Annotated in this window: 22 protein-coding genes; 18 read left to right on the forward strand and 4 right to left on the reverse strand. The window is 29.8% G+C overall.

Features of this window, described 5'->3' with window-relative positions; translation table 11 throughout:
• The first annotated feature begins 9 nt into the window (after window positions 1–9).
• From AAC008_RS12895 to AAC008_RS12945, 11 genes are all read left to right on the forward strand, one after another.
• Window positions 10–786, forward strand: a complete 777-nt coding sequence (locus tag AAC008_RS12895) for an energy transducer TonB (protein WP_339889727.1) — start codon at window positions 10–12, stop codon at window positions 784–786.
• Window positions 787–850: 64 nt separating this feature from the next.
• Window positions 851–1,594 (forward strand): deoxyribose-phosphate aldolase, encoded by a 744-nt coding sequence (gene deoC / locus AAC008_RS12900; RefSeq protein WP_339889728.1) that lies wholly within the window; start codon window positions 851–853, stop codon window positions 1,592–1,594.
• 10 nt (window positions 1,595–1,604) lie between these two features.
• The gene (locus tag AAC008_RS12905; RefSeq protein WP_339889730.1) at window positions 1,605–3,698 is read left to right on the forward strand and encodes a gliding motility protein RemB; all 2,094 of its coding nucleotides are present in this window, start codon (window positions 1,605–1,607) and stop codon (window positions 3,696–3,698) included.
• Window positions 3,699–3,823: 125 nt separating this feature from the next.
• Complete coding sequence (gene cyoE / locus AAC008_RS12910) at window positions 3,824–4,723, forward strand: heme o synthase (RefSeq protein WP_339889731.1); 900 nt, start codon at window positions 3,824–3,826, stop codon at window positions 4,721–4,723.
• A gap of 11 nt (window positions 4,724–4,734) precedes the next feature.
• Window positions 4,735–5,313 (forward strand): cytochrome c oxidase subunit 3, encoded by a 579-nt coding sequence (locus AAC008_RS12915; protein WP_339889732.1) that lies wholly within the window; start codon window positions 4,735–4,737, stop codon window positions 5,311–5,313.
• Between the two features lie 45 nt (window positions 5,314–5,358).
• Window positions 5,359–6,324: a cytochrome c oxidase subunit 3 gene (locus tag AAC008_RS12920; RefSeq protein WP_339889734.1), complete on the forward strand. Its 966-nt coding sequence runs from the start codon at window positions 5,359–5,361 to the stop codon at window positions 6,322–6,324.
• Window positions 6,325–6,347: 23 nt separating this feature from the next.
• Window positions 6,348–6,698, forward strand: a complete 351-nt coding sequence (locus tag AAC008_RS12925) for a cytochrome C oxidase subunit IV family protein (protein ID WP_339889736.1) — start codon at window positions 6,348–6,350, stop codon at window positions 6,696–6,698.
• Between the two features lie 77 nt (window positions 6,699–6,775).
• Complete coding sequence (locus AAC008_RS12930) at window positions 6,776–7,426, forward strand: hypothetical protein (RefSeq protein ID WP_339889737.1); 651 nt, start codon at window positions 6,776–6,778, stop codon at window positions 7,424–7,426.
• Window positions 7,426–8,052 (forward strand): SCO family protein, encoded by a 627-nt coding sequence (locus AAC008_RS12935; RefSeq protein ID WP_339889738.1) that lies wholly within the window; start codon window positions 7,426–7,428, stop codon window positions 8,050–8,052. Before AAC008_RS12930 ends, AAC008_RS12935 begins: the two co-directional genes overlap by 1 nt.
• 63 nt (window positions 8,053–8,115) lie before the next feature.
• Complete coding sequence (locus tag AAC008_RS12940) at window positions 8,116–8,652, forward strand: DUF420 domain-containing protein (protein WP_339889739.1); 537 nt, start codon at window positions 8,116–8,118, stop codon at window positions 8,650–8,652.
• Window positions 8,642–8,920, forward strand: coding sequence for a hypothetical protein (locus tag AAC008_RS12945; protein ID WP_339889740.1), 279 nt, complete (start codon window positions 8,642–8,644; stop codon window positions 8,918–8,920). The genes AAC008_RS12940 and AAC008_RS12945 overlap by 11 nt, the downstream gene beginning before the upstream one ends.
• 36 nt (window positions 8,921–8,956) lie before the next feature.
• On the opposite strand, the gene AAC008_RS12950 is transcribed toward AAC008_RS12945, so the two are convergent.
• Window positions 8,957–10,348: a DUF4403 family protein gene (locus AAC008_RS12950; RefSeq protein WP_339889742.1), complete on the reverse strand. Its 1,392-nt coding sequence runs from the start codon at window positions 10,346–10,348 to the stop codon at window positions 8,957–8,959.
• 104 nt (window positions 10,349–10,452) lie between these two features.
• On the opposite strand from AAC008_RS12950, the gene AAC008_RS12955 reads away from it, so the two are divergent.
• From AAC008_RS12955 to tsaB, 3 genes are all read left to right on the forward strand, one after another.
• Entirely contained in the window at window positions 10,453–11,772 is a 1,320-nt protein-coding gene (locus AAC008_RS12955) for a TolC family protein (RefSeq protein WP_339889743.1), read from the forward strand.
• A gap of 6 nt (window positions 11,773–11,778) precedes the next feature.
• Window positions 11,779–13,080, forward strand: a complete 1,302-nt coding sequence (locus AAC008_RS12960) for an efflux RND transporter periplasmic adaptor subunit (RefSeq protein ID WP_339889744.1) — start codon at window positions 11,779–11,781, stop codon at window positions 13,078–13,080.
• A 109-nt stretch (window positions 13,081–13,189) separates the two neighbouring features.
• On the forward strand, window positions 13,190–13,849 hold the full coding sequence (tsaB, locus tag AAC008_RS12965; RefSeq protein WP_339889746.1) for a tRNA (adenosine(37)-N6)-threonylcarbamoyltransferase complex dimerization subunit type 1 TsaB: 660 nt from the start codon (window positions 13,190–13,192) through the stop codon (window positions 13,847–13,849).
• A 1-nt stretch (window position 13,850) separates the two neighbouring features.
• Here tsaB and AAC008_RS12970 read toward each other — a convergent pair whose 3' ends face one another.
• Window positions 13,851–14,675, reverse strand: a complete 825-nt coding sequence (locus AAC008_RS12970) for a mechanosensitive ion channel domain-containing protein (RefSeq protein WP_339889748.1) — start codon at window positions 14,673–14,675, stop codon at window positions 13,851–13,853.
• Window positions 14,676–14,830: 155 nt separating this feature from the next.
• Entirely contained in the window at window positions 14,831–15,031 is a 201-nt protein-coding gene (locus AAC008_RS12975; protein ID WP_339889750.1) for a dodecin family protein, read from the reverse strand.
• Between the two features lie 303 nt (window positions 15,032–15,334).
• Here AAC008_RS12975 and AAC008_RS12980 point away from each other — a divergent pair, with 303 nt between their 5' ends.
• The 3 genes from AAC008_RS12980 to AAC008_RS12990 all read left to right on the forward strand — a co-directional run bounded on the left by AAC008_RS12980 (window position 15,335) and on the right by AAC008_RS12990 (window position 21,259).
• Complete coding sequence (locus AAC008_RS12980) at window positions 15,335–16,543, forward strand: porin (protein ID WP_339889752.1); 1,209 nt, start codon at window positions 15,335–15,337, stop codon at window positions 16,541–16,543.
• A gap of 39 nt (window positions 16,544–16,582) precedes the next feature.
• Window positions 16,583–18,826 (forward strand): inorganic phosphate transporter, encoded by a 2,244-nt coding sequence (locus AAC008_RS12985; RefSeq protein ID WP_339889753.1) that lies wholly within the window; start codon window positions 16,583–16,585, stop codon window positions 18,824–18,826.
• Between the two features lie 177 nt (window positions 18,827–19,003).
• Window positions 19,004–21,259, forward strand: coding sequence for an inorganic phosphate transporter (locus AAC008_RS12990; protein WP_339889754.1), 2,256 nt, complete (start codon window positions 19,004–19,006; stop codon window positions 21,257–21,259).
• A gap of 56 nt (window positions 21,260–21,315) precedes the next feature.
• Here the strand turns inward: AAC008_RS12990 and AAC008_RS12995 are convergent, their stop codons facing one another.
• The gene (locus tag AAC008_RS12995; protein WP_339889755.1) at window positions 21,316–22,215 is read right to left on the reverse strand and encodes a NifU family protein; all 900 of its coding nucleotides are present in this window, start codon (window positions 22,213–22,215) and stop codon (window positions 21,316–21,318) included.
• Window positions 22,216–22,314: 99 nt separating this feature from the next.
• On the opposite strand from AAC008_RS12995, the gene AAC008_RS13000 reads away from it, so the two are divergent.
• Window positions 22,315–24,013, forward strand: a 1,699-nt coding sequence (locus AAC008_RS13000) for a choice-of-anchor L domain-containing protein (RefSeq protein ID WP_339889757.1), incomplete at its 3' end; no start/stop codon positions are given.

A 24,013-nucleotide genomic window follows, 5' to 3' on the forward strand; every position in this document is an offset into this window, starting at 1 on the left:
CAAATTATTATGAAACCAAATGTTAAAATGATAGACAAATCTAAAAATAGCTTTATTTATTTCCAATTAGGATTAATTGCTGTTATGGTAGCCGTATTATTTGTTTTAGAATTTAATTTTGAAACAACAGAGAGTAATTTCGCTCTTAAAAAAGAAAGAATAATAGATTTTGAAAAGCCTTTTAAATATAGTCCAGCAAAAGAAGCAAAGGTTGTGGAAACAGTTAAAAAAACTGTCGTAAAAACAATTACAAAACCTATTGTTCCACTAAAAGTTATAAATCAATTTATAAAAACAGAAACTGAGGTTAATGACGATATTGTTAAGGATGCTTCACACCAAGATTCAAATGTTTCTGATGCAAATCCTGTAGCTAATCCAAATGACAATCCTTTAGATGGAAATTCAGGAAATGGAAGTGAAGAAGAAGTTTTTGTTGTAGTTGAGTTTTTACCAAGATTTCCAAGTTGCGAAAATGTTTCTAAAGCAGATCAAAAAGCTTGTTTTGATGCACAATTAAAAAAAGAAATTTTCAAACACTTAAAATATCCTGAAAGAGATTTAGAAAATAAAAAAGAAGGAACTGTTTTTGTTCAGTTTATTGTAGATCAAAATGGTAACTTTACTTCAATAAAATCTGCAGAAAACAATAGAGCAACAAACGACATGAGATTAGCCGTTGAAAATGCAGTAAAAAAATTACCAAAAATTATTCCTGCGAAACAAGGTAAAAAAGATGTAAAAGTTACATATACTATACCTATCTCTTTTAAGATTGGTAAATAATAAATATAAAGTCCCTTTTTTAAAAGGGATTTTTTTATTTTTATACCCAATAAGAATATCAACTATGAATATCAAGCAATTTCTCGACTCTACCTATTTAAAAACGGCTCAACAAGCTTCAATTTCAGAAAACGAAACTATTGAAATTAATAAAAAGAGTATCCAAGAAGCAATAGATTATAATTTTAAACTAATTATGATTCGTCCCGAAATTGTTTCAATGGCAAAGAAAATGATTTCTGATGCAAATTCTAAAGTAAACATAGGAACAGTTATAGATTTTCCATTAGGTCAAAATACAATTGACTACAAACTTAAAGAAGCTCAAAAGGCCATCGAAGACGGTGCTGATGATTTAGATTTTGTAGTAAATTATGAAGCTTATAAAGAAGGTAAAACGGATTTAGTTAAAGAACAAGTGCTACAATGCACAGCTTTAGGTTTGCAAAACAATAAAAATGTAAAATGGATTATTGAAGTAGCCGCTTTAAATGATTCACAAATTATAGGTTTGTGTGTTCTTATAAAAAACATTATAATTTCAAACTTTAAAGAAAGTCAATACGATAATGTTTTTGTAAAATCTTCAACAGGATTTTATAAAACTCAAAACAATCTACCAAACGGTGCGACAATTCATACGATCAAAATAATGCTCGAAAATTCCTTTCCTTTACCTGTAAAAGCTGCTGGTGGAGTGCGAAATTATGAAGAAGCAGTTGAGATGATAAAACTTGGGGTAAAACGTATTGGAACATCTTCTGCCAAAGCAATTGTTGAAGGGCTCGATTCAAAAAACGGTTATTAAAAAAATTAAAATGAAATATAGAATTATATTTTTTCTATTGTTGGTTGGACAAATTGTATTTTCACAAGAAAATAATAATGAAGTTTTTCCGCAATTTAAAAGTTGTGAAGACAATCAGGTCTTAAGTAAAAAAGATTGTTTTTACGAAAATCTTCAAAAGCATATCTTATCTAATTTTAAAATTCCTGAATCAGCCAATTCTTATAATGGAAAGGTCTATGCGCTTTTTGAAGTCGATACAGTTGGAAAATTTAAAATTCTATATACAGAAGCATATTCTGAAGATTTAAAAAACGAAACTAAACGTGTTTTTGATTTGTTAGAAAAGGTTAAGCCAGCAACTTATCAAGGAAGAAAAACCTACGCAAAATATACAATAACAATCCCAATTCCGCTTGATTCTACTTTTGTAAGCATGACGGATAAAAATAGTGCAATTGCAAAAAATAAAAAAACGGAGAAGTTTGCCGAATTAACAGAATATGAAGATATAAAACTTCAAGAATATAAAAATAGTATTTATAAAGGAAACAATAATCTGCCTTTTACACATGCTAATTATGCTTATTTCGATCAAAATTTAAACCTTGTTGGGAGTAATAATCACACAGCTTCAAAGCCTTACTCTTATTCAGAAGTGGCCAAGTATTATGATTTTGATACGGAGTATGAAAAAATTAAAAAAGACAAAAAATCATGGTGGGGTAAAAAGCTTTGGAATGAAAATCTTGTATCTATTCAAGGAGATGGTTATTGGTTTACTATAAACCCGATTCTGAATCTTAATGTAGGAAAAGATTTTGGTAGTGATAATAACTATACTTACGTAAATACAAGAGGTGTTTCTGTAAACGGGCAATTAGGAGAGCAATTGAGTTTTTCTACTCAGATATATGAATCACAAGGATTATTTGCAGATTATTATAATGAATATGCTAATAGCATAAAACCTTCAGGTGGAAATCCAGCAATAATTCCAGGAATTGGAATCGCTAAGGAATTTAAAGAAAATGCTTATGATTTTCCATTAGCAGAAGCAAATATAAAATACACTCCAAGTAAATTTGTTGATTTGCAATTGGGTTATGGAAGAAATTTTATCGGAGATGGTTATCGTTCATTGCTTCAAGGTGATGGAACAAGCCCATATCCATTTTTAAAAATAAACACTTCATTTTGGAAAATTAAATATACAAACACCTATATGTGGTTAAAGGACGTTCGTCCAGAAGTGACTATTGATAGAACTTACACCACAAAATTTATGGCAAATCATTATTTAAGTTGGAATGTTTCTAAACGAATGAATATTGGTTTCTTTGAAAGTGTAGTTTGGGGAAATGATAATGATAGAGGTTTTGATGTTAATTTTGTGAATCCAATTATATTTTATAGAGCAGTTGAATTTTCATCATCTTCAAGATCTGGAAATGCCTTGTTGGGATTAACAACTAAATACAAGTTTAACAACAGTATTAACTTTTACGCACAATTTTTATTAGATGAATTTTCTATTGGTGATGTAAAGGCAAGAGATAAAAGTTGGAAAAATAAATTTGCCTATCAATTAGGAGCTAAATATTATAATGCTTTCGGAATTGATAATCTTACTTTACAATTAGAATACAATAGAATAAGACCTTATGTATACGCTCACAGTAACGTGGTAACTAATTACGGTCATAATAACCAAAGTATGGGTCATAACTGGGGAGCAAATGCAAGTGAACTAGTTGCAATAGCTAGATATAACAAAGGAAGATATTTTGCGCAAGCTAAAATTAATTATGGTTTTCAAGGTTTAGATTATACAGACGGAATAAATACGAACAATTATGGTGGAAATATTTACCTAAATTATGATGACAATCGTCCGTTTGATAAAGGAGTTATTGTTGGACAAGGAAATAAAACAACATTAATAATTGCTGATTTTCAAGCAGGATATATAGTAAATCCGTCTTCAAATATGAAAGTTTTTGCTAATTTAATGTTTAGAGATTTTAATCCAACAACAGAAGATTTAATTACAAAAGCATCAACTACAACTTGGTTTTCTGCTGGAATAAAAACAGATTTATTCAATTGGTATTTTGATTATTAATTTCTACTTATTTCTATTTTATAATTTTAACAACAGGGTTTTGTAAAATCAATTGGTTTTGTATATCAAATAATAAATCTTATTACTATCTTTGCAATCGATAAAAAAAAGAGAATTATTCCATTTTGAGTTCATCAAATCAACCACTTACTAGTCCTTCATTATTTAATGTTTTTACGGCAATTACAAAAGCTCGTTTAACCATTAGTGTAATGTTTTCAACCTTAGCAGGATATGCTCTAGGGGTTGATCAATGGAATGCTTCGGCTTTTCAGACTTTATTGATTTTATCAATTGGTGGTTATTGCATGGTTGGTGCTTCAAATGTTTTCAATCAAATTATTGAAAAAGATTTAGATGCATTAATGGATAGAACAAAAAATCGTCCATTGCCTGCTGGTTTAATCTCAAAACGTAATGCTTTTATTTTAGGTTGTGTCTTGACTGTTTTAGGACTAGCAATTTTATATTCAGTAAATCAAAAAACAGCTCTATTTGGAGCTATTTCTATATTTATGTACGTGAGTTTGTATACTCCTTTAAAAACGGTAACTCCTTTGTCTGTTTTTGTTGGGGCATTTCCTGGTGCAATTCCTTATATGTTAGGTTGGGTTGCAGCTACAGGAACTTTTGGTATAGAAGCAGGAGCACTTTTTATTATTCAATTCTTTTGGCAATTTCCGCATTTTTGGGCTATTGGTTGGTTTTTGTTTGACGATTACAAAAAAGCAGGTTTTTTTATGTTACCAACAGGAAAGAAAGATAAGAAAACAGCTTTACAGATTATATTATATACAATTTGGACGATTATTGCCTCTTTAATCCCAGTTTTAGGTTTTACAGGTAAATTCCAGATTTCAATAGGTGCTGCGGTTATTATATTTTTGTTAGGACTTTGGATGTTGTTTTATGCTTTCAAATTATATAACAAAATGGATGCTATTGCAGCAAGAAAGCTAATGTTGGTAAGTGTTTCTTATATAACATTGCTTCAGATTATTTACGTAATAGATAAGTTTATTTAAAATAATAAATTATGATGACATTAGAAGAACAAGAATCTAGAAAAGGAAGAACATACAAAATGCTACTACTTTTTGGAATGATTAGTATTTTTATGATTTTTGCTGGATTATCTAGCGCTTATGTGGTTAGTAAATCGAGACCAGATTGGTTAAAAGATTTTCAATTGCCAAATGCGTTTATTTACAGTACAATTGTAATATTTATTAGTAGTTTTACATTTTACGCTGCCAATAAAGCTATGAAAGCCGATAATAGAAAACTAACAACTATTATGTTGTTAACGACTTTATCATTAGGTATTGCATTTATTTTATTGCAGCTTGAAGGTTTTTCTCAGGTTGTTGCAAATGGGTATTTTTTTACAGGAAGTGAAAGTAATGTTACCACATCATTTTTGTATATTGCGGTAATTGTACACATCGCACATCTTTTAGGAGGAATTATTTCACTATTAATCGTAATTTATAATCATTTTAAACAAAAATACAATCCCTCTCAAACCCTTGGTATTGAGCTTAGTGCGATGTATTGGCACTTTATGGATTTTATATGGATTTATCTGTTTTTATTTTTCTACTTTTACAAATAGAAAAAAAACAATAAATTTGAGCACTTTTTAACAATAAATTAATTTATGGAAGCAACAGTTACTTCACATGAACACGCTTTAGACGGAGGACCAGGACCAATGGGAGCAACCTATGGTAAATTGATGATGTGGTTTTTCATCGTTTCAGATGCACTAACATTCTCAGGATTTCTTGCAGCTTACGGGTTCTCAAGATTTAAATTTATAGAAACTTGGCCTATTGCAGACGAAGTTTTTACTCACTTTCCGTTTTTACATGGTGTAGAAGCACCAATGTATTATGTGGCATTGATGACGTTTATTCTTATTTTCTCTTCTGTAACGATGGTATTAGCAGTAGATGCTGGTCATCATTTAAATAAAGGGAAAGTAGCATTTTATATGCTTTTAACAATCGTTGGAGGTTTGATATTCTTAGGCTCACAAGCTTGGGAGTGGAAAAACTTTATCAAAGGTGAATTTGGAGCAGTAGAAACTAAAGGAGGTTCAATACTTCAATTTGTTGATAAAGAAGGTCACCGAGTTGCATTAGCTGATTTTGCAGCACATTTGCCCGAAGAAAGAGAGCAATTAACAAGAAATAAATCTACTTGGTTTATGTCTGAAGGAGCTTTGCCATCATATTCAGTTAATGAAGTAGTTGAAGGATTTAAAAATAATCCAGATATTTTAGTTAGAACAGAGCAAATTGTAGATAAGAAAAAAGTAGTTCTTTCAAGAGAAGAATCTATTAAAAGAATTGCTTCTGCTCATTATGTTGTTGAAGGAGCTAACTTAATAAGAAATGAATATGGTCAAAAATTATTCGCAAATTTCTTTTTCTTTATTACAGGTTTTCACGGTTTTCACGTTTTTACAGGAGTTTTGATCAATATCATTATTTTCTTTAATGTTTTATTAGGAACATATGAAAAAAGAGGAAGTTATGAAATGGTTGAAAAAGTAGGATTATATTGGCACTTTGTAGATTTAGTTTGGGTATTTGTATTCACATTCTTCTATTTAGTATAATAAAAAATTAAAGCATAGTAATTATGGCACACGCACACGAATCTAACACAAAAAGAATTTGGTTTGTATTTGGACTACTTTCTGTTATAACTATTGTAGAAGTAGCTTTTGGTATTGTAAGACCAGATGCACTTTTCAAAACTGATTTTCTTGGTATGAATTTATTGAACTGGTTGTTCATAATTCTTACAATAGTAAAAGCATATTATATTGTTTGGGCTTTTATGCACTTAGAAGGTGAAAATAAATGGTTAAGAAATGCTATTGTAGTTCCTTTAGTGTTTTTAATATTGTACTTATGTTTTATTCTACTTGTAGAAGGAGATTATATCTACAATATTTTTAAAGATGGAACAATAAAATGGAATTTTTAACATTTTAATATATAAATTAAATCCCGATAAACATCGGGATTTTTTTATCTTTGTACTCTCCAAAAAAAATATTTAAAATGGGAAAGAAAATTATATTAGTCGTCCTTTTCATATTACCTTTAGTTGTTTATATGTTTTTTGCAACGGGTGTAAATAAATTTGTTAATCTTCCAACATTAACAGAAAATGTAAATGAACTTCCAAGTTGGAAATCTCTTTCAGATCATAAAGTGCAACTTAAAGAAAAAATAACAATTCTTGGTTTTTTAGGAGATGATGTGCTTACTGAAAAAGGAAATCTATTCAACTTAAATCAAAAAATATACAATAAGAATAAAGAATTTAAAGATTTTCAAATTGTAATGATTGCTCCAGACGGAACCCAAGATGACATAAAATCTATAATTGCCGAACTTGGTTCTATTTCTGATTTAACGGGTTGGAACTTCGTATTTACTACACATGACTCTATTTCTAATTTTCATAAAAGCTTAAAACTTACCGAAACTTTAAATCCAGCAATTGGTTCTGCAAATGTCTATATTGTTGATAAAGACTTAAATCTTAGAGGAAGAAAAGGAAAAGACCTTAAAGGGGAAGAAGAATATAAAGAAGGTTATAATACAATTTCGGCAGCTGATTTGCATAATAATATGAGCGATGATGTAAAAGTTATATTAGCAGAATATCGTCTAGCTTTAAAACGTAACAATAAACGTAAAATCTAATGAAGAATAAATCATATATCGGAATTTCATTCATTATTTTAATTTTCGGAATTTGGGCCGTACCAAAAATTATTGCTAAATTTCAAAAATCAGATTTAATGGAAATGGGACCAGTTCCAGAGTTTTCGTTAACGAATCAAGACAACAAAACAATAACTGACAAAGATTATTTAGGTAAAGTTTATGTTGTTGAATTTTTCTTTACTACTTGTCCTACGATTTGCCCAAAAATGAATGAGAATATGTTAGATATTCAAAAAGAATTTTATGGTAAACCAGATTTTGGAATAGCTTCCATAACGATTGACCCAGATAATGATACTGTTGAAGTGTTAAAAGAACATGCCAAAGAATTAGGGGTCAAACATTACAATTGGCATTTATTAAGAGGCGATAAAGACTATGTATTTGATTTAGCCGAAAAACGATTCAAATTAAATGCTGGTGAAGATGAAAAAGAACCAGGTGGATTATATCATTCTGGAATGTTTGCCTTAATCGACAAAAAAGGAATGATAAGAAGTAGAAAGGATAGTTTTAATAATCCAATTTACTTTTATGACGGTTTAGAACCAGCTGGTGTAAAAGCAATAAAAGAAGATATTAAAAAACTTTTAGACGAATAAGTATTTCAAAAACAAGGCAATTTCAAAAACAAACTTCAAAATAGAAAAAATTTAAATTCTGAAATGGATAAAAACAATATAGAAACTAAGTACAATAAATTAATTATTGCTTTATCAATTATAATTCCTTTAGCAGTTGCTTTACTATTTGGAGTAAATCTTCGCAAAATGGGTTTTGATGTTGAACCTTTATCGTTTTTGCCTCCAATTTACGCTGCAGTAAATGGATTTACGGCAATTTTGTTAGTCGTAGCGGTAATTGCTATCAAAAACGGAAACAAAAAGCTTCACGAAAGATTAATGAAGTTGGCCATTTTATGTTCTGTTTTGTTTTTAGTAATGTATGTAGCTTATCACATGACATCAGATTCAACAAAATATGGTGGTGATTTAGGTTTTATCTATTATCCAATATTAATATCTCATATTATTTTATCAGTCATTATAATTCCTTTGGTTTTGATAACTTATGTTAGAGCTTTAGCCCAACGATTTGATAAACACAAAAAAATAGCAAAAATTACGTTTCCTATTTGGTTATATGTTGCTGTAACAGGTGTTGTAGTTTATTTAATGATTTCTCCTTATTATGCTAGTTAAAGAAAAAAGAAAAAAGAAAAAAGAACAAAGAGAAAAGAGAAAAGAAATTAGTTTTAAAATACGAATCTTCTTTCTTCTTGCATCTTTCTTCTTACCTCTAGCTTCTCAAGCTCAATGTGCCATGTGTAGAGCAGCTCTACAAAGTAACGAAAACACAGTGCAAGCAGAAGCAGTTAATGATGGAATTGTTTTTTTAATGATTGTGCCTTATATTTTAGTAGCTCTTGTAGGTTTTGGAGTTTATAAGTTGAAGTACTCTAAAAAGTAATTAAGTTTTAATTTGCTTTTTTATTTGTACTAAATACTATTCCATCCCATCAATCTTAATGTTCATTTTACCAGAAGTTGTAATAAATGCTATAATTGCTTTATTAGTTAATTCTACTTTTTCAAAATTAAAATCATCTAAAGAACCATTTACAAAAACACCTTTCATGGGTGAATAATTGTTTAAATAAGGTTCCATATTCTTTTTCCCTTCTTCTAAATTTTCTTGAATAGAATAACGACAACTTTCTTTAATTTTATTTAAAATTGTGCCTTGTAGCAACCAATTGGCAGATTTTAACAAAACACTTTTCGTATTTAAAACATAATTTAATTCATCAAAATAAATTTCTTTTGATAGTGCATTGAAGTTAGGATAACCCGATAAATAAATAGTTCCATTCAAACTTCCTGTTAAGTCTAAAGCAATAATTATTTTTTTGTCTTTTTGCCAAATTTCTACATGTTGAACAGTAACTTTTCGACTTCCCGAAGCAAATTCTTGACCTTTAAAATTCTTAGTAATAATCTTCGAAGCACTTTGATAAGTTGATACTGCAGCAACAGAAACCGTAACTTTGTCTGGCATTTTTGCAACAGGTTTTAAAGCTATTTTGCTTGCGTCATAATTATTTCTCGGTTCCATTCCAACCATAGTTTGCATATCGCATTTTAAACCCATATCCATGGTTATTTTTCCGTTTTTTAATGTTGCATCTGTTACATAAAGTTCAATCGGAATTAACTTAAACCAAGTTTCATATGCATCACTACTTAAAAAAGGTTTGCTAATAACTCCTAAAGTTTCTAAAACTTGTGGTTTAAAGTCGCAAGATTTATCAATGGCATCATCAATCATTTTAGAAACTTTTGATTTAAAAATTGATAAGGTTGGATTTATGATATAAGTAATTGGTATTTTTTTTCCAGCAACTAAAATACTTGGACTTTCATTCCAATTAAAATCTTTAAGTTTTGAAGTTGTAGTTAGTTTCCAATTGTTTAAATGAGCTTTGCTTTCTAAAATAATGGTTCCGTCTAAACTGATCTGACGTGTGTCATTCAATCCAAAATATTCTGTTCCATATTTAAATTGTGACCAAATTTTTAAAGGAATTTCAGAAGTGATAACTCCATTTTTCTCAGTTAATTTGATTTTTCCTGTTTTCCAAATTTTCATTTGTGTGTTGTCATCTTCTAAATTGTCATCATCATAAATTAAACCAGACAAGTTTTTGTTAAGTTGATTTTCAATTTCATTTACAGAAATCTCAACAGGCATAGCGATGAAAGAAGTCTTGTTTTTGTAAACCATAGGGCTATCATCTGAAGGCAAAGGTTTTAAAGCTTCAATTTTCTTTGTGGTTGCACAAGAAGCAAATAATGAGATCATAAAAAAGAGAGCTAATAAGCCAACAATATATTTCATAATAAAAGAATAATTTGATGTAAAATTAAAATTTTAATTGTTTCCTGTAACATTTTATAGAAAATTTGGTCTTATAGGAGAATTCAGAATGTAATTAATACAAAATGATAACAAAAAAAATTATACTTTTTCTCTTGTTGGTAGGAATACAAGTTTCCGCTCAAGATAAAAAATGGACACTTGAAGAATGTGTTGATTATGCCATCGAAAATAATATTTCAATAAAACAATCTGAGCTGGATTTAAAAACTTCTGAAGTTGAAAAAATGGAAGCTATTGGAGGCTTTCTGCCAACTCTGAGCACTAATGCTTCTTACAGTATGAATACTGGAGCAAGTATTAATCCTGTAACAAATCAGTTTCAAAATCAAACCTTTAAATCTTTTTCAGCGGCAGCTAATTCAGGTATTGTTTTATTTAATGGTTTGGCTAATTGGAAAACATTACAGCGTTCTAAGTTAAACCAAATAGCCAATACATATCGTTTGGACAAAATGAAAGACGATATTGCACTTTCGATTGCGAATTCTTATCTGCAAATTTTATTTAACAAAGAGCAATTAAAAGTTTTAATCAATCAAAATTCGATTACTAAAGAGAATTTAATTAGAACACAACAACTAATTGATGCAGGTTCATTACCAGCTGGAGATATTTATGAACTTCAAGCAACTGATGCAACTCAACAACAACAAATTATTAGTACAGAAAATACGCTTTTGATTTCTAAAATTGCATTGTGTCAAATGTTGCTAATTAATGATTATACAACTTTCGATATTTCAGACGAAGAAATAGATTTACCATTAACAGATTTAAGTACTGAAACACAACAAACCATTTTGTCAAAAGCAAAAGAGTCAGTTAATGATATAAAAATTGCGCTTTCAAATGTAGAAATTGCTAAAAAAGATGTTGCTATTTCTAGATCTTCTTATTTGCCAACTTTATCTGGATTTGTTGGTTATAACACGCGTTGGTCTGAAAGCACTCCGTTTAATTTTGCAGATCAATTATCCTTGTTTGATGGAACTGCAATAGGATTACAATTAAACGTTCCAATTCTTAATGGATTAGCAACAAGAGGAAGGGTTCAAAGAGCAAAAATTAATCAAGAACGTTCTGAATTTCAATTACAACAAGCAGAATTAGACTTAGAAAGTAATGTTTATCAGGCTTATAATGATGTGATTAATGCGAAAAAGAGCTATGAAGCGGCTCAAAAAACATTAGACGCTAGAAGCCAGGCATTTAATTTCTCCAAAGAAAGATACGAAGTTGGATTGTTAAACACTTTCGACTTTTCTCAATCATCAATAGCATTTGATAATGCACAATCAGAATTATTACGAACTAAATACGATTACATCTTTAGAACTAAAATTTTAGAGTTCTATTTTGGAATACCATTAATAAAAAAATAATAAATCATGTCAAAAAAAACCATTTTTATAGTATTAGGAATAATTGTAGCTGTTGTAGCAGGAATTATGATCTTTGGAAAAGGAGGAAACGATGATACTAAAATTGTTGAAGTTGCAAAAGCAAATAAGATGACAATAGTTGAAACTGTTTCTGCTACTGGAAAAATTCAACCAGAAGTTGAAGTTAAAATTTCATCTGAAGTTTCTGGAGAAGTTATTGCATTACCAGTTAAAGAAGGTCAACAAGTTAAAAAAGGAGATTTGTTGGTAAAAATCAATCCAGATATTTATGTTTCTGGAGTAAATAGAGCAGCTGCTACTGTTTCAAACTCAAGAGCCGGATTAAGTCAAGCTGATGCACAAGTTAAAGAAGCTAAAGCTAATTATGACAGAAATAAAACGTTATTCGATAAAGGAGTAATCTCTAAATCAGAATGGGATAGAATTGTTTCTGCTTATGAAGTAGCTGTTGCCGGAAAACAATCTGCTTATTACAATGTGCAAAGTGCTTCTGCTTCATTAACTGAAACACGAGATAATTTAGGAAGAACAACAATTTATGCACCAGCAGACGGAACTGTTTCTTTACTTTCAATTGAATTAGGAGAACGTGTTTTAGGAACACAACAAATGACAGGAACAGAAATTCTTCGTATTGCCAACCTAAACAACATGGAAGTTGAAGTTGATGTAAATGAAAATGATATCGTAAAGGTAAGCATTGGTGATCAAGCAGATATTGAAGTAGATGCTTATTTAAAAAGAAAATTCAAAGGAACAGTTACTAGTATATCAAATTCTGCAAGTACAGCTTTAACGGCTGATCAAGTAACTAATTTTAAAGTTAAAATTAGAATAGAAAAAGATTCATATAAAGATTTAGTAGAAGGGAAAGCTGTAAATTATTCTCCTTTTAGACCAGGAATGACTGCAACAGTTGATATTATAACAAAAACTAAAGTTGATATTATTGCAGTGCCAATTAGTGCAGTTGTTATAAAAGAAGATACAACTTCTGTTAAAAAAGATATTTTAGCTGAATTAGAAAAAGAAGATCAGGAGAAAAAAGGAACTGCTCCAAAATCGGATCAAAAATTTGAATGCGTTTTTGTAAAAGTTGGAGATAAAGCTAAACTAAGAGTTATTAAAACTGGAATCCAAGATGATACAAACATCGAAATTATTTCAGGCTTAAAACCAGGTGAAGAAATTATCGTTGGACCTTATACAACAGTTTCAAAAGACTTAATGTCTAATGATAAAGTTAGGTTAGAAAATGCAAATGACAAGAAAGAAAAGGCTAAGTAATATTTATTTATTCAAAAACAAAAAAGCATTTCATTAATATGAAATGCTTTTTTGTTTTATATACTTTTAAAAGAATAAAAAGATTGTATTTTTGCATTTTCTAAATTATATGGCATTAATCTTAAATATAGAAACAGCTACAAAAAACTGTTCGGTCTCCATTGCAAATAATGGAAAAACAATTGCATGTAAAGAAATTGCAGAGCAAAACTTTTCTCATGCAGAAAAATTACATGTTTTTATTGAAGAAATACTTAAAGAGAATAATATAAATTATAAAGATCTAAATGCAATAGCGGTTAGTCAAGGCCCAGGTTCTTATACAGGCTTACGAATTGGAGTTTCGTCTGCTAAAGGGTTGTGTTATGCTTTAAGCATTCCAATGATTGCCATTGATACACTTGAATTATTAGCTAGAAAAATTACTATAACAAATGGTGTAATCATTCCAATGATAGATGCAAGAAGAATGGAAGTGTATTCAGCTATTTTTAATGTAGACTACGCAAAAGAAAGAAAAGTTGAAGCTGAAATTATTGATTCAAATTCATATTCAGAAATTGAAAATAAGATTCACTTAGTTGGTGATGGAATTGCAAAGTTTAAAGAGGTTTTGACAGCTGATAAATTCATTTTTCATGAGGATGTTGTTTATCCTTCAGCTAATGAAATGAGCTCATTATCATTTGAAAAGTACAAAAAAAGCGACTTTGTAGATGTCGCTTATTTTGAACCTTATTATTTAAAAGATTTTTTAATAAATAAATAATCTATTTTACAATTTTCTTAATTTCAACTTGATGCGGATAAGGAATTTCAATTCCTGCGTCGTCAAAGGCTAATTTACAAGCTTCTAAAACTTCAGCACGAACAGTCCAATAATCTTCCGATTTTGACCAAGGTCTAATAGCAAAATCAACTGAGCTGTTGTTTAGTGTTTTGACAAAAACAGCTGGTTTTGGATCTTTTAATATTAATGGATGAGATTCTAATATATTAAAAACGACTTCTTTTACCTGTTTGAAGTTTGAACCATAATCAACACCAATCTCAATATCTACACGCAAATTTCCGTTTACAGTAAAATTAACAATCTTATCATTTGATAAATTGGCATTTGGAATAATAGCTAGTTTGTTTTCTGGTAAAGTTATATATGTAGAAAACATTTTAATTTCTTTTACGGTACCAATTAGTCCTTGTGCTTCAATTACATCTCCAACTCTAAAAGGTTTTAGTAAAATAATTAAAACACCACCAGCAAAATTAGATAGAGAACCTTGTAAAGCTAAACCAACTGCTAAACCAGCAGCACCAAGAATAGCAACAAATGAACTTGTACCTATTCCTAATTGAGTAATTACAGTAATTAAAACTAAAATTCTCAATATCCAAAACACAAGGTTTCCAATGAATAATACTAAAGTAGCTTCAATTTCTCTTTTTCTCATTAATTTCTTAATAAGTTTTGTTATAATACTCGTTGCCCATAGCCCAACAAATAAAATAATAAAAGCGGAAATTAATTTTGGTGAATATTCTAGTACATAATTTTTAATGTACTCAAGATAAGTTGTGAATTCTTTTTCTGGCATTTTTTTAATTTTAGTTGATTGCAAATATATCGTTTGAAGTTTATCAAATCAATTAAAAACGGCACATTAATATATGTTTAACAATCTAAGTGTTTTAAATAAAAAAAGCTTTCATTAATTTGAAAGCTTTCAAGTCGTCTTTTTGTAATAAAATATTATTCAATTTCAAATGTAATTTTCAAATTTACTCTAAATTCATGAACCTGATTGTCTTTAACAGAAGCACTTTGATCCTGAACATAAACGGAACGGATATTTTTTAGCGATTTTGATGCATGAATTACTGCTTTTTTTGTCGCATCTTCCCAACTTTTATCAGAACTAGATAGTACTTCAATAACTTTTAATATTGCCATTTTGTTTTTTTTAAATTAATATAAGCCTCAATTTACAAAAAAATTAAATTAATGTCAAGTTAATTTTCTTTTATGTTTTTTTAATCTATTAATAACCTCGTCTTTACATTTAGATAATAATCAATATAGACATTTGCAGAAGTCTTTAGACAATTCATGAAATGTAAAGTTTTTGTCAACTTATTTCTTGATTCAGCTGCCTTGGCCAGGCAGCTTTTTTTTTAATGTAATGGTTATCTTTAGATAACGTTAGGGTAACATTAAATTAAGTTCTTTGCAGCGACAAAAACTTAAAGACAAAACATGAAAAATTATTTATTAATAGCAACATTTTTTTTGCTATTTTCTACATTAGGTTATTCTCAAGACGAGAGCATTAAGACTACAAATTTTGGAAAAGGAATTTTAAACATTGTTGGAAAAGATAGTACTTGGAGCATGAATTTTTCTGCGCGAATGCAAATTCTTTCTACTTCTGAGTGGGATGTTGTGGATGATAAGTTTACAAATCCTTCACAAGAATTTTTACTAAGAAGGTCAAGGTTGAAGTTTAATGGTTTTGCTTACTCTCCAAAACTTACTTATAAAATGGAAATTGGGTTGTCTAACAATGATATTTCTGGAGGTTCTCAATTTACAGGGAATACGCCAAGGTATATTTATGATGCAGTTATAATGTGGAGTTTTTATAAAAATGCATCATTTTGGGCTGGTCAAACAAAACTACCAGGAAACGTTGAACGTGTTATTTCATCTGGAAACATGCAATTAGTAGATCGTTCTATGTTGAACAGTGAGTTTAATATTGATCGTGACATGGGAATTCAGTTAAGAAATCACTTTACTTTAGGTAAGGAGTTTTTAATTCGACAAAAATTAGCAATGTCACAAGGTGAAGGAAGAAATGTTACAACAGGAAATTTAGGAGGTCATCAATATACTGCAAGGCTTGAGTTTTTACCATTTGGTGAATTCGAAGGTGAAGGAGATTATTCTGGTGGAGATTTAAAAAGAGAAATTACTCCAAAATTATCAGTTGCTTCAACTTATGATTTTAATAATAATGCTGTTAAAACTAGAAGTAATCAAGGTTCTTATATGTTTACAGATGTAGGCTTTTTTGAAACCAACATAAAAACTCTTTTTGTTGATGCAATGTTTAAATACAGAGGATTTTCGTTTATGGGTGAGTTCGCAGATAGATCATCATCTGATCCACTGGCAAGAAACTCTGATGGTACTTTAACAGGTGATGCTGTTCAAGTAGGTCAGTCTTATAATTTGCAGACTGGTTATTTGTTTAAAAACAACTATGAAATAGCAACGAGATTTACGCAAGTAAAACTTGATAAAACAATAACAGGAGAAAATTTGCAAAAACAATTTACACTTGGTGTTTCGAAATATATTGTAGGTCATAAACTAAAAATACAATCAGATGTTAGTTATTTAGGTATTCAAAATGCTAGTGATCAAGTTATGTGGAGATTGCAAATGGATTTACACTTTTAACATAAACTAAAATTAATAATTACATTTTAAAATTACATTATGGAACAAATTTATATAATTATGCTTATTGCTCTAGGGGTTTTAGCCGCTATAGACCTTGTGGTAGGAGTAAGTAATGATGCTGTAAATTTTTTAAACTCAGCAGTAGGATCAAAAGCAATTTCTCTAAAAACAATATTAATTGTGGCAAGTTTAGGAGTTGCAGTAGGAGCCGTTTTTTCTAGCGGAATGATGGAAGTAGCTAGGAAAGGAATTTTTATGCCAGGTGAATTCTTTTTCGATGAAATTATGATTATTTTCATGGCAGTAATGATTACAGATATATTACTGTTAGATTTTTTCAACACGCTTGGAATGCCAACTTCAACTACAGTTTCTATAGTTTTTGAATTGTTAGGAGCAGCTGTTGTTGTTGCTGTAATTAAAATAGTAAACAAAGGAGACTCTTTATCGACTATTGGGCAGTATATTAATTCGGATAAAGCAACTCAAATTATTTTAGGAATTTTATTGTCTGTTGTCGTTTCATTTACAATTGGAGCTATTGTTCAATACATTTCTAGATTAACTCTTACATTTAATTATGAAAAGAAGGCAAAATGGGTTGGTGCTGTTTTTGGTGGAATTGCATTAGCTGCGATTACTTATTTTATAATAATAAAAGGACTAAAAGGAACTGATTTTTACAACGAAATTAAACCTTTAATTAAAGATAAAACTCCTATAGTATTATTAGCTAGTTTTGCGTTTTGGTTTGTTTTTTCTTATTTAATGGTTGCAGTTTTAAAGAAAAACATATACAAAATCATCATTATTGTAGGTACGTTTGCTCTGGCTTTAGCTTTTGCAGGAAATGATTTAGTTAACTTTATTGGAGTACCAATTGCTGCTTGGCAATCTTATGAAGCTTGGGTGGTTTCAGGTGCTCCTGCCTCTGGATTTGCAATGTCTGTATTAGCAGAGAAAGTAGATACCCCTACATTTTTATTAATCCTCGCAGGTGGAATAATGGTAGCGACACTTTGGTTTTCTAAAAAATCAATGAATGTATTAGAGACAGAACAAGGTTTGTCTAGACAATCTGATGGAGCTGAAAAATTTGCTTCAAATGCCTTTTCAAGATTTTTAGTTAGAGGCTCAGTAATTTTAAGCAACGGACTAAATTATATTGTTCCAAATAAGATAAATGCAAAAATTGATCAACAATTTGCGTCTGTTGCATTTGCAGGAAAAAGAAGTGAGGAACCTATGTTCGATATGGTTCGTGCATCAGTAAACTTAGTTGTTGCGGCTGTTTTAATTTCTATTGCAACTTCAATGAAATTGCCCTTATCAACTACTTATGTTACTTTTATGGTAGCAATGGGTTCTTCTTTTGCTGATAGAGCTTGGGATAGAGAAAGTGCTGTTTACAGAATCGCAGGAGTTCTAAATGTAATTGGTGGTTGGTTTTTTACTGCAATCGCTGCGTTTGTTGCTTCTGGAATTGTTGCTTATTTATTATATATTGGCGAAGTTTATGCCTTTTTTGGATTAATGTTACTAATTGCAGTGCTATTGTATAGAAGCAATCAAGTTCATAAGTCAAAAATGAAAGACAAAGAAGAACTTAAAACGTTAAATAAAGAGGATATCGTAACCATAAATGAAGTTATGAGTGAAAGTTCTAATCAGGTTTCTAAAATAATTGGAAAAACGAATAAAATTTATAGTGGTATCGTGTCTGGTTTAAGTTTGCAAGATTTACCTTCTTTAAAAGAAAATAAAAAAGCAGTAAAGAAACTAGAAAAACAAGTTGATGAACTGAAAAGTAATGTGTATTATTTTATTAAAAATTTAGATGAAACTTCTGTAGAGGCAAGTAAATTCTATATTTTAATACTTGGATATGTTCAAGATATTGTTCAGTCTATGAGTTATATTGCAAATAATAGTCACTCGCATATAAATAACAATCATAAACAATTAAAATTCAATCAACTAAGAGAACTAAAAACGATTGAAGTTGAAATCATGGAATTGTTCAAAGAAATGGAAGCAATTTTTAGTTCTGGAAGCTATGATAATATAGATAAGGTTATTGAAGATAAATCAAAATTCTTGGAAACAGTTTCAGAATTAATTCAAAAACAAATTAAGCGAATCAGAACTTCTGAAAATAGTCCAAAAAACAGTAAATTATACTTTGGCTTATTATTAGAAACAAGTGATTTAGTTAATGCGACTATGAACTTACTTGAATTGTTTAAAGAATTCAATAATTACGTTGAAACAAAAAAATAAAAGATATTGTTTTATTTTAAAAGAAACGGACTACTCAAAAGGTAGTCCGTTTTTTATAGTATTATTAACTGTTTTCCAAATTATAGATTTATTCTAAAAGTTGATTTAATAACATTAACTTAACATTAAATACAAGATTTTGTAACAAATTTGCCCAATATTAAATTATAAAAAATTATGGAACAAGTTTATGTTATAATGCTTATTGCTTTAGCTCTTTTGGCTACAATAGACCTTATGGTTGGAGTAAGTAATGACGCAGTAAATTTCTTGAATTCTGCTATTGGTTCAAAAGCAGTTTCTTTTAAAACAATAATGGTTGTTGCCAGTATTGGAGTTGCAGTTGGAGCTTTATATTCTAATGGAATGATGGAAATTGCCCGAAGTGGAATTTTTACACCTTCCATGTTTAGTTTCAATGATGTCATAATGATATTTTTAGCAGTAATGATTACAGATGTATTATTGCTAGATGTATTTAATACTTTAGGTTTGCCAACATCTACAACTGTTTCGATTATATTTTCATTATTAGGAGCTTCAGTTTTTATAGCAGTAACAAAAATTTATTTTTCAGATGGAGATTTTAGTACTCTAGAATCTTATATAAACACCAAAAAAGCATCAGAAATAGTATATAGTATTTTATTGTCTGTTTTGTTGTCATTTGTTCTTGGTTCTATTGTTCAATATGTATCTAGATTGTTATTTACTTTCCATGTTGAAAAAAGATATAAATATTTTGGAGCAATATTTGGAGGAATCGCTTTAACGGCAATATCCTTTTTTATATTGATAAAAGGTTTAAAATCAGTAACTTTTATATCAAGTGATGCAAAAGACTTTATAAAAGGTAATCAATTAATGATTATTGGATATTGTTTCGTAATCTGGACAATCATTTCTCAAATAGTAATGAGTGTTTTTAAATACAATATTTTTAAACTTATTATTATTGTTGGAACATTTGGATTAGCTCTTGCCTTTGCTGGAAACGATTTAGTTAACTTTATAGGTGTACCAATTGCAGCTTTTCAATCATACGAAATGTACACTGTTGCTGGTCAAACTTTAGGAGCAAAAGAATTTATGATGTCAGGTTTAGAAGGTGAAAACCTTCCAGCACCTTTTATTTTCTTAGCTTTAGCAGGTACAATAATGGTATACACATTATGGACTTCAAAAAAAGCAAAAAATGTTATTGAAACAGAACAAAACTTATCACGTCAAGGTGAAGGTTCTGAAAAATATAATGCAAACACCTTGTCTAGAGGAATTGTAAGAGGAGGAATGTATGTTGGTAACGCTGTTAACTTTATTTTGCCAAAATCTTTACAATTTAAAATTGACCAACAATTTATTTTACCAGAATATACAGGTAAAAGAAGTGAACAACCTATGTTTGATATGGTTAGAGCATCTGTAAACTTAATTGTTGCAGCTGTTTTAATTTCTATTGGAACGTCAATGAAATTGCCTCTTTCTACAACTTATGTAACTTTTATGGTAGCAATGGGTACGTCTTTTGCTGATAGAGCTTGGGATAGAGAAAGTGCAGTTTATAGAATTGCTGGAGTTTTAAATGTAATTGGTGGTTGGTTTTTTACTGCTTTCGCTGCGTTTTTAGCTTCTGGAATTATTGCTTATTTATTATATATAGGTGAAGCATTTGCGTTCTTCGCTTTTATGATTGTTGTTGCGATTTTCTTCTATAGAAGTAATCAAATGCACAAAAAGAAAGTAAGGGAAGAAGAAGTAATGAAAAGCCTAAAACGTGAGGATATTGTTACAATTCACGAAGTAATTAAAGAGAGTTCTGATCAAATTGCAAATATTGTAAAAAAATCAAATGGAATTTTCAGTGGTGTTATAAGTGGTTTAAGTCTTCAAGATCTACCTTCTTTAAAAGAGAATAAGAAAGCTATCAAAAAATTAGAAAAACAAGTTGATGAACTTAAAAGTAATGTGTATTATTTTATTAAAAATTTAGATGAAACTTCTGTTGAAGCTAGTAAATTCTACATTTTAATACTAGGTTATTTGCAAGATATGACACAATCATTGAGTTATATTACTCTAAATAGTCATTCACATATTGATAATAATCACAAACAATTAAAATTTAATCAAACTAGAGATTTAAAAAGTGTTGAATTGCATATCTTAGAATTGTTTAAAGATATTGAGAACATTTTTGATAATAAAGACTTTGATAATATTGATAAAATATTAGCTGAAAAAGAAGATGTTTTAAATAAAATTTCTGAATTAATTCAAAAACAAATTGAAAGAATTAGAACTACAGAAAATAGCCCAAAAAACAGTAAATTATATTTTGGATTATTGCTCGAAACCAATGATTTAATAAAAGCAACGATGAACCTTTTAGAATTGTTTAAAGAATTCAATGAGTATGCAAATAAGAAGAAATAATAAATAAAAAAAGAGCCAATGAAAATTGGCTCTTTTTTTTTGATCTAAAAATTATTTTAAGCGTTAATAGCTTCTACAATAATAGCTTCATCTTTTAGCATGTCTTTCAGCATATTCTCGATTCCATTTTTTAAAGTAAATGTAGAAGAAGGACAACCACTACAAGCACCTTGAAGAATAACTTTTACACGTTTTTCTTTTTCATCATATGAATCAAACATAATGTTTCCACCATCTGCTTGAACGGCTGGTTTTACATATTCTTCTAAAATGTTTATAATTTGTTGAGATGTAACATCAAGTTTGTCAAAATATTCTTCTTGGCTTTTTTGATGAGTTTCTGTTTTTGTAATTAAACTTTCGTCAATCACTGTTTTTCCAGATTCAATGTATTCTTTTATAAATGTGCGAATTTCTAAAGTTATTTCTTCCCATTCTTTAACGCCATATTTAGAAATTGAAATATAATTTTCGTCAAAGAAAACTTCCTTCACAAATGGAAAATTAAATAACTCTTTAGCTAATGGTGAAGCTTTTGTTTCGTCAATGTTTTTGCATTCTAAAGCTGTTTTTGTCAACATGGTATTGCTAACAAATTTCAATACATTTGGGTTTGGAGTCGTCTCTGCATAAATACTAACAGGAATTTTCTTGTTGTCATCTGGATTAATTATAACAATTTCTCCGCCATTTGTGATATAGGTTTGTATTTGTTCAGCCACTTCATCTTGCACATCTTCCCATTCTACAATAGAGTATTTTTCAATAGCAATAAAATTTCCTGAAATATAAATTGTCTTTACAAATGGTAGATAAAACAGCTGTTTAGCTAAGGGAGAATCTTTTGTTTCATCTATGTTTTTGTATTCAAAACTCTTGTTTTTTGTTATAAATTCTTCAAATTCAAATTTGATTATTTCTTTGTTAGATGTTGTTTTTATAGTTATGTTTAACATGATTAAGTTGTTTTTTTTGCAAATTTACTAAACTTATTTGCATTCTTTGTTTATATTTGATTTTTAAAACAAACAATTTTTTTGGAATAATTCCCTTTTATGATGAAAAAAATTACTTTATTATTTATATTATTTTCAAGCTTCATCGGTTTAAGTCAGTCAGTTGTGCCAAATACAACGACTTACACCGTGCCACAGTTAATTCAAGATGTTTTGATTGACTCACCTTGTGCTTTAATTTCAAATATTACTTGGAGCACTGGTTCCAATTTTGGATCTACAAACGGAATTGGATCTTTTCAAAATACAAATCCTAATTTTCCTTTTTCTGCTGGTGTAGTTATGACCAGTGGAAACGCTATGAATATTGGAGGGCCTAACACTAGTATTTTAAGCGATGGGTCCAACGCATGGCCAGGTGATGCTGATTTAGCAGCAATTGTTTTAGCAGCAACTGGTGCTAATATGAATCCGCGAAATGCTAGTGTAATAGAATTTGATTTTACTCCTTTGACAGACAGTTTTAGTTTTAATTTCCTTTTTGCCTCGGAAGAATACGGAACTTTTCAATGTTCATTTTCTGATGCATTTGCATTTATTCTTACTGATGTGACTAGTGGAACAGCACCTGTAAACTTAGCTTTAATTCCAGGTACAACTACTCCAGTTTCTGTTGTAACCGTAAGAGATAATGCTTATAATACTGGTTGTCTTTCAGCTAATGAAACCTTTTTTGACGTTTTTTATGGAGCAGGCGGAGCACCTGCAGCAACGGCACCTATAAATTATAATGGACAAACTGTAGTTATGACGGCTTCCTCTTCTGTAATTCCAAATAATAACTACCATATTAAACTTGTTATTTCTGATAGACAAGATACTGCGTTAGATTCCGCTGTATTCATTCAAGCAGGTAGTTTTAATGTCGGTACAGCAAATTTAAGTTACCCTGTTGGTGTAGGTGTCGAAACATCTGATATGACTATCGCGAACGGTTTAGCACCCTGTCCTGGAGAAGTTAGAGTTTTAGATACAGGTTTAAACCCAGGTAGTTATAATTTTGAGTGGACTCTTGATGGAACTGTTCTTACTGCAGAAACGGGTCCAACCCTTGCAGTTAGTAGTCCTGGTATTTATTGCGTTAATGCAAGTAATGTGGGTAGTGGTGGAAATTGTTCGCAAGTAGATTGTGTAACAGTCGAATATCAACCTGGTTTTGTAATTAACAATAATCCAAATGATCTATTTAGTTGTGGTAATAATTTTGATTTGAGTCAAAATTCTGCTACGATTTTAAATGGACTAGACCCTTTTACTTATGATGTTTTATTTTATGCCTCCTTACAGGATGCTATTGATAACATAAATCAAATACCAGCACTACAAACTACTACTGCAACAGTGACAACTTTTTACGTGAGAGTTGAGACTTTTGGAAACACCTGTGCTCAAACCACTCAATTTGACGCGATTGTTTCAGTATGTCAAGCTAGTACACCACCAGACATGATTGTCTGCGACGATATTACTAATAATGGGACTGAAACGTTTAATTTAACAACACAAAACGCAGCAGTTTTAGGGGGTTTAACAGCGTCAGATTTTACTATAACATATCATTTAGATCTAGCTGGAGCTAATGCTAATAATAATTTAGCAACACCACCAACAGCGTATGTTGGAGGGCCAAATCAAGTGATTTATGTTCGTATGGAGAGTAATTCAAACCCTGCTCAATACACAACAACCTCATTCAATTTAATAGTAAATCCATTACCAACTGCAGCAATTGGTGCAA

The organism is uncultured Flavobacterium sp. (assembly GCF_963975515.1).
Lineage (GTDB): Bacteria > Bacteroidota > Bacteroidia > Flavobacteriales > Flavobacteriaceae > Flavobacterium.

Coding starts and splice junctions, on each gene's coding strand:
- AAC008_RS12895 (WP_339889727.1), top strand. CDS start 10: ATGAAACCAAATGTTAAAATGATAGACAAATCTAAAAATAGCTTTATT.
- deoC (WP_339889728.1), top strand. CDS start 851: ATGAATATCAAGCAATTTCTCGACTCTACCTATTTAAAAACGGCTCAA.
- AAC008_RS12905 (WP_339889730.1), top strand. CDS start 1,605: ATGAAATATAGAATTATATTTTTTCTATTGTTGGTTGGACAAATTGTA.
- AAC008_RS12915 (WP_339889732.1), top strand. CDS start 4,735: ATGATGACATTAGAAGAACAAGAATCTAGAAAAGGAAGAACATACAAA.
- AAC008_RS12920 (WP_339889734.1), top strand. CDS start 5,359: ATGGAAGCAACAGTTACTTCACATGAACACGCTTTAGACGGAGGACCA.
- AAC008_RS12925 (WP_339889736.1), top strand. CDS start 6,348: ATGGCACACGCACACGAATCTAACACAAAAAGAATTTGGTTTGTATTT.
- AAC008_RS12930 (WP_339889737.1), top strand. CDS start 6,776: ATGGGAAAGAAAATTATATTAGTCGTCCTTTTCATATTACCTTTAGTT.
- AAC008_RS12935 (WP_339889738.1), top strand. CDS start 7,426: ATGAAGAATAAATCATATATCGGAATTTCATTCATTATTTTAATTTTC.
- AAC008_RS12940 (WP_339889739.1), top strand. CDS start 8,116: ATGGATAAAAACAATATAGAAACTAAGTACAATAAATTAATTATTGCT.
- AAC008_RS12945 (WP_339889740.1), top strand. CDS start 8,642: ATGCTAGTTAAAGAAAAAAGAAAAAAGAAAAAAGAACAAAGAGAAAAG.
- AAC008_RS12950 (WP_339889742.1), bottom strand. CDS start 10,348: ATGAAATATATTGTTGGCTTATTAGCTCTCTTTTTTATGATCTCATTA.
- AAC008_RS12955 (WP_339889743.1), top strand. CDS start 10,453: ATGATAACAAAAAAAATTATACTTTTTCTCTTGTTGGTAGGAATACAA.
- AAC008_RS12960 (WP_339889744.1), top strand. CDS start 11,779: ATGTCAAAAAAAACCATTTTTATAGTATTAGGAATAATTGTAGCTGTT.
- tsaB (WP_339889746.1), top strand. CDS start 13,190: ATGGCATTAATCTTAAATATAGAAACAGCTACAAAAAACTGTTCGGTC.
- AAC008_RS12970 (WP_339889748.1), bottom strand. CDS start 14,675: ATGCCAGAAAAAGAATTCACAACTTATCTTGAGTACATTAAAAATTAT.
- AAC008_RS12975 (WP_339889750.1), bottom strand. CDS start 15,031: ATGGCAATATTAAAAGTTATTGAAGTACTATCTAGTTCTGATAAAAGT.
- AAC008_RS12980 (WP_339889752.1), top strand. CDS start 15,335: ATGAAAAATTATTTATTAATAGCAACATTTTTTTTGCTATTTTCTACA.
- AAC008_RS12985 (WP_339889753.1), top strand. CDS start 16,583: ATGGAACAAATTTATATAATTATGCTTATTGCTCTAGGGGTTTTAGCC.
- AAC008_RS12990 (WP_339889754.1), top strand. CDS start 19,004: ATGGAACAAGTTTATGTTATAATGCTTATTGCTTTAGCTCTTTTGGCT.
- AAC008_RS12995 (WP_339889755.1), bottom strand. CDS start 22,215: ATGTTAAACATAACTATAAAAACAACATCTAACAAAGAAATAATCAAA.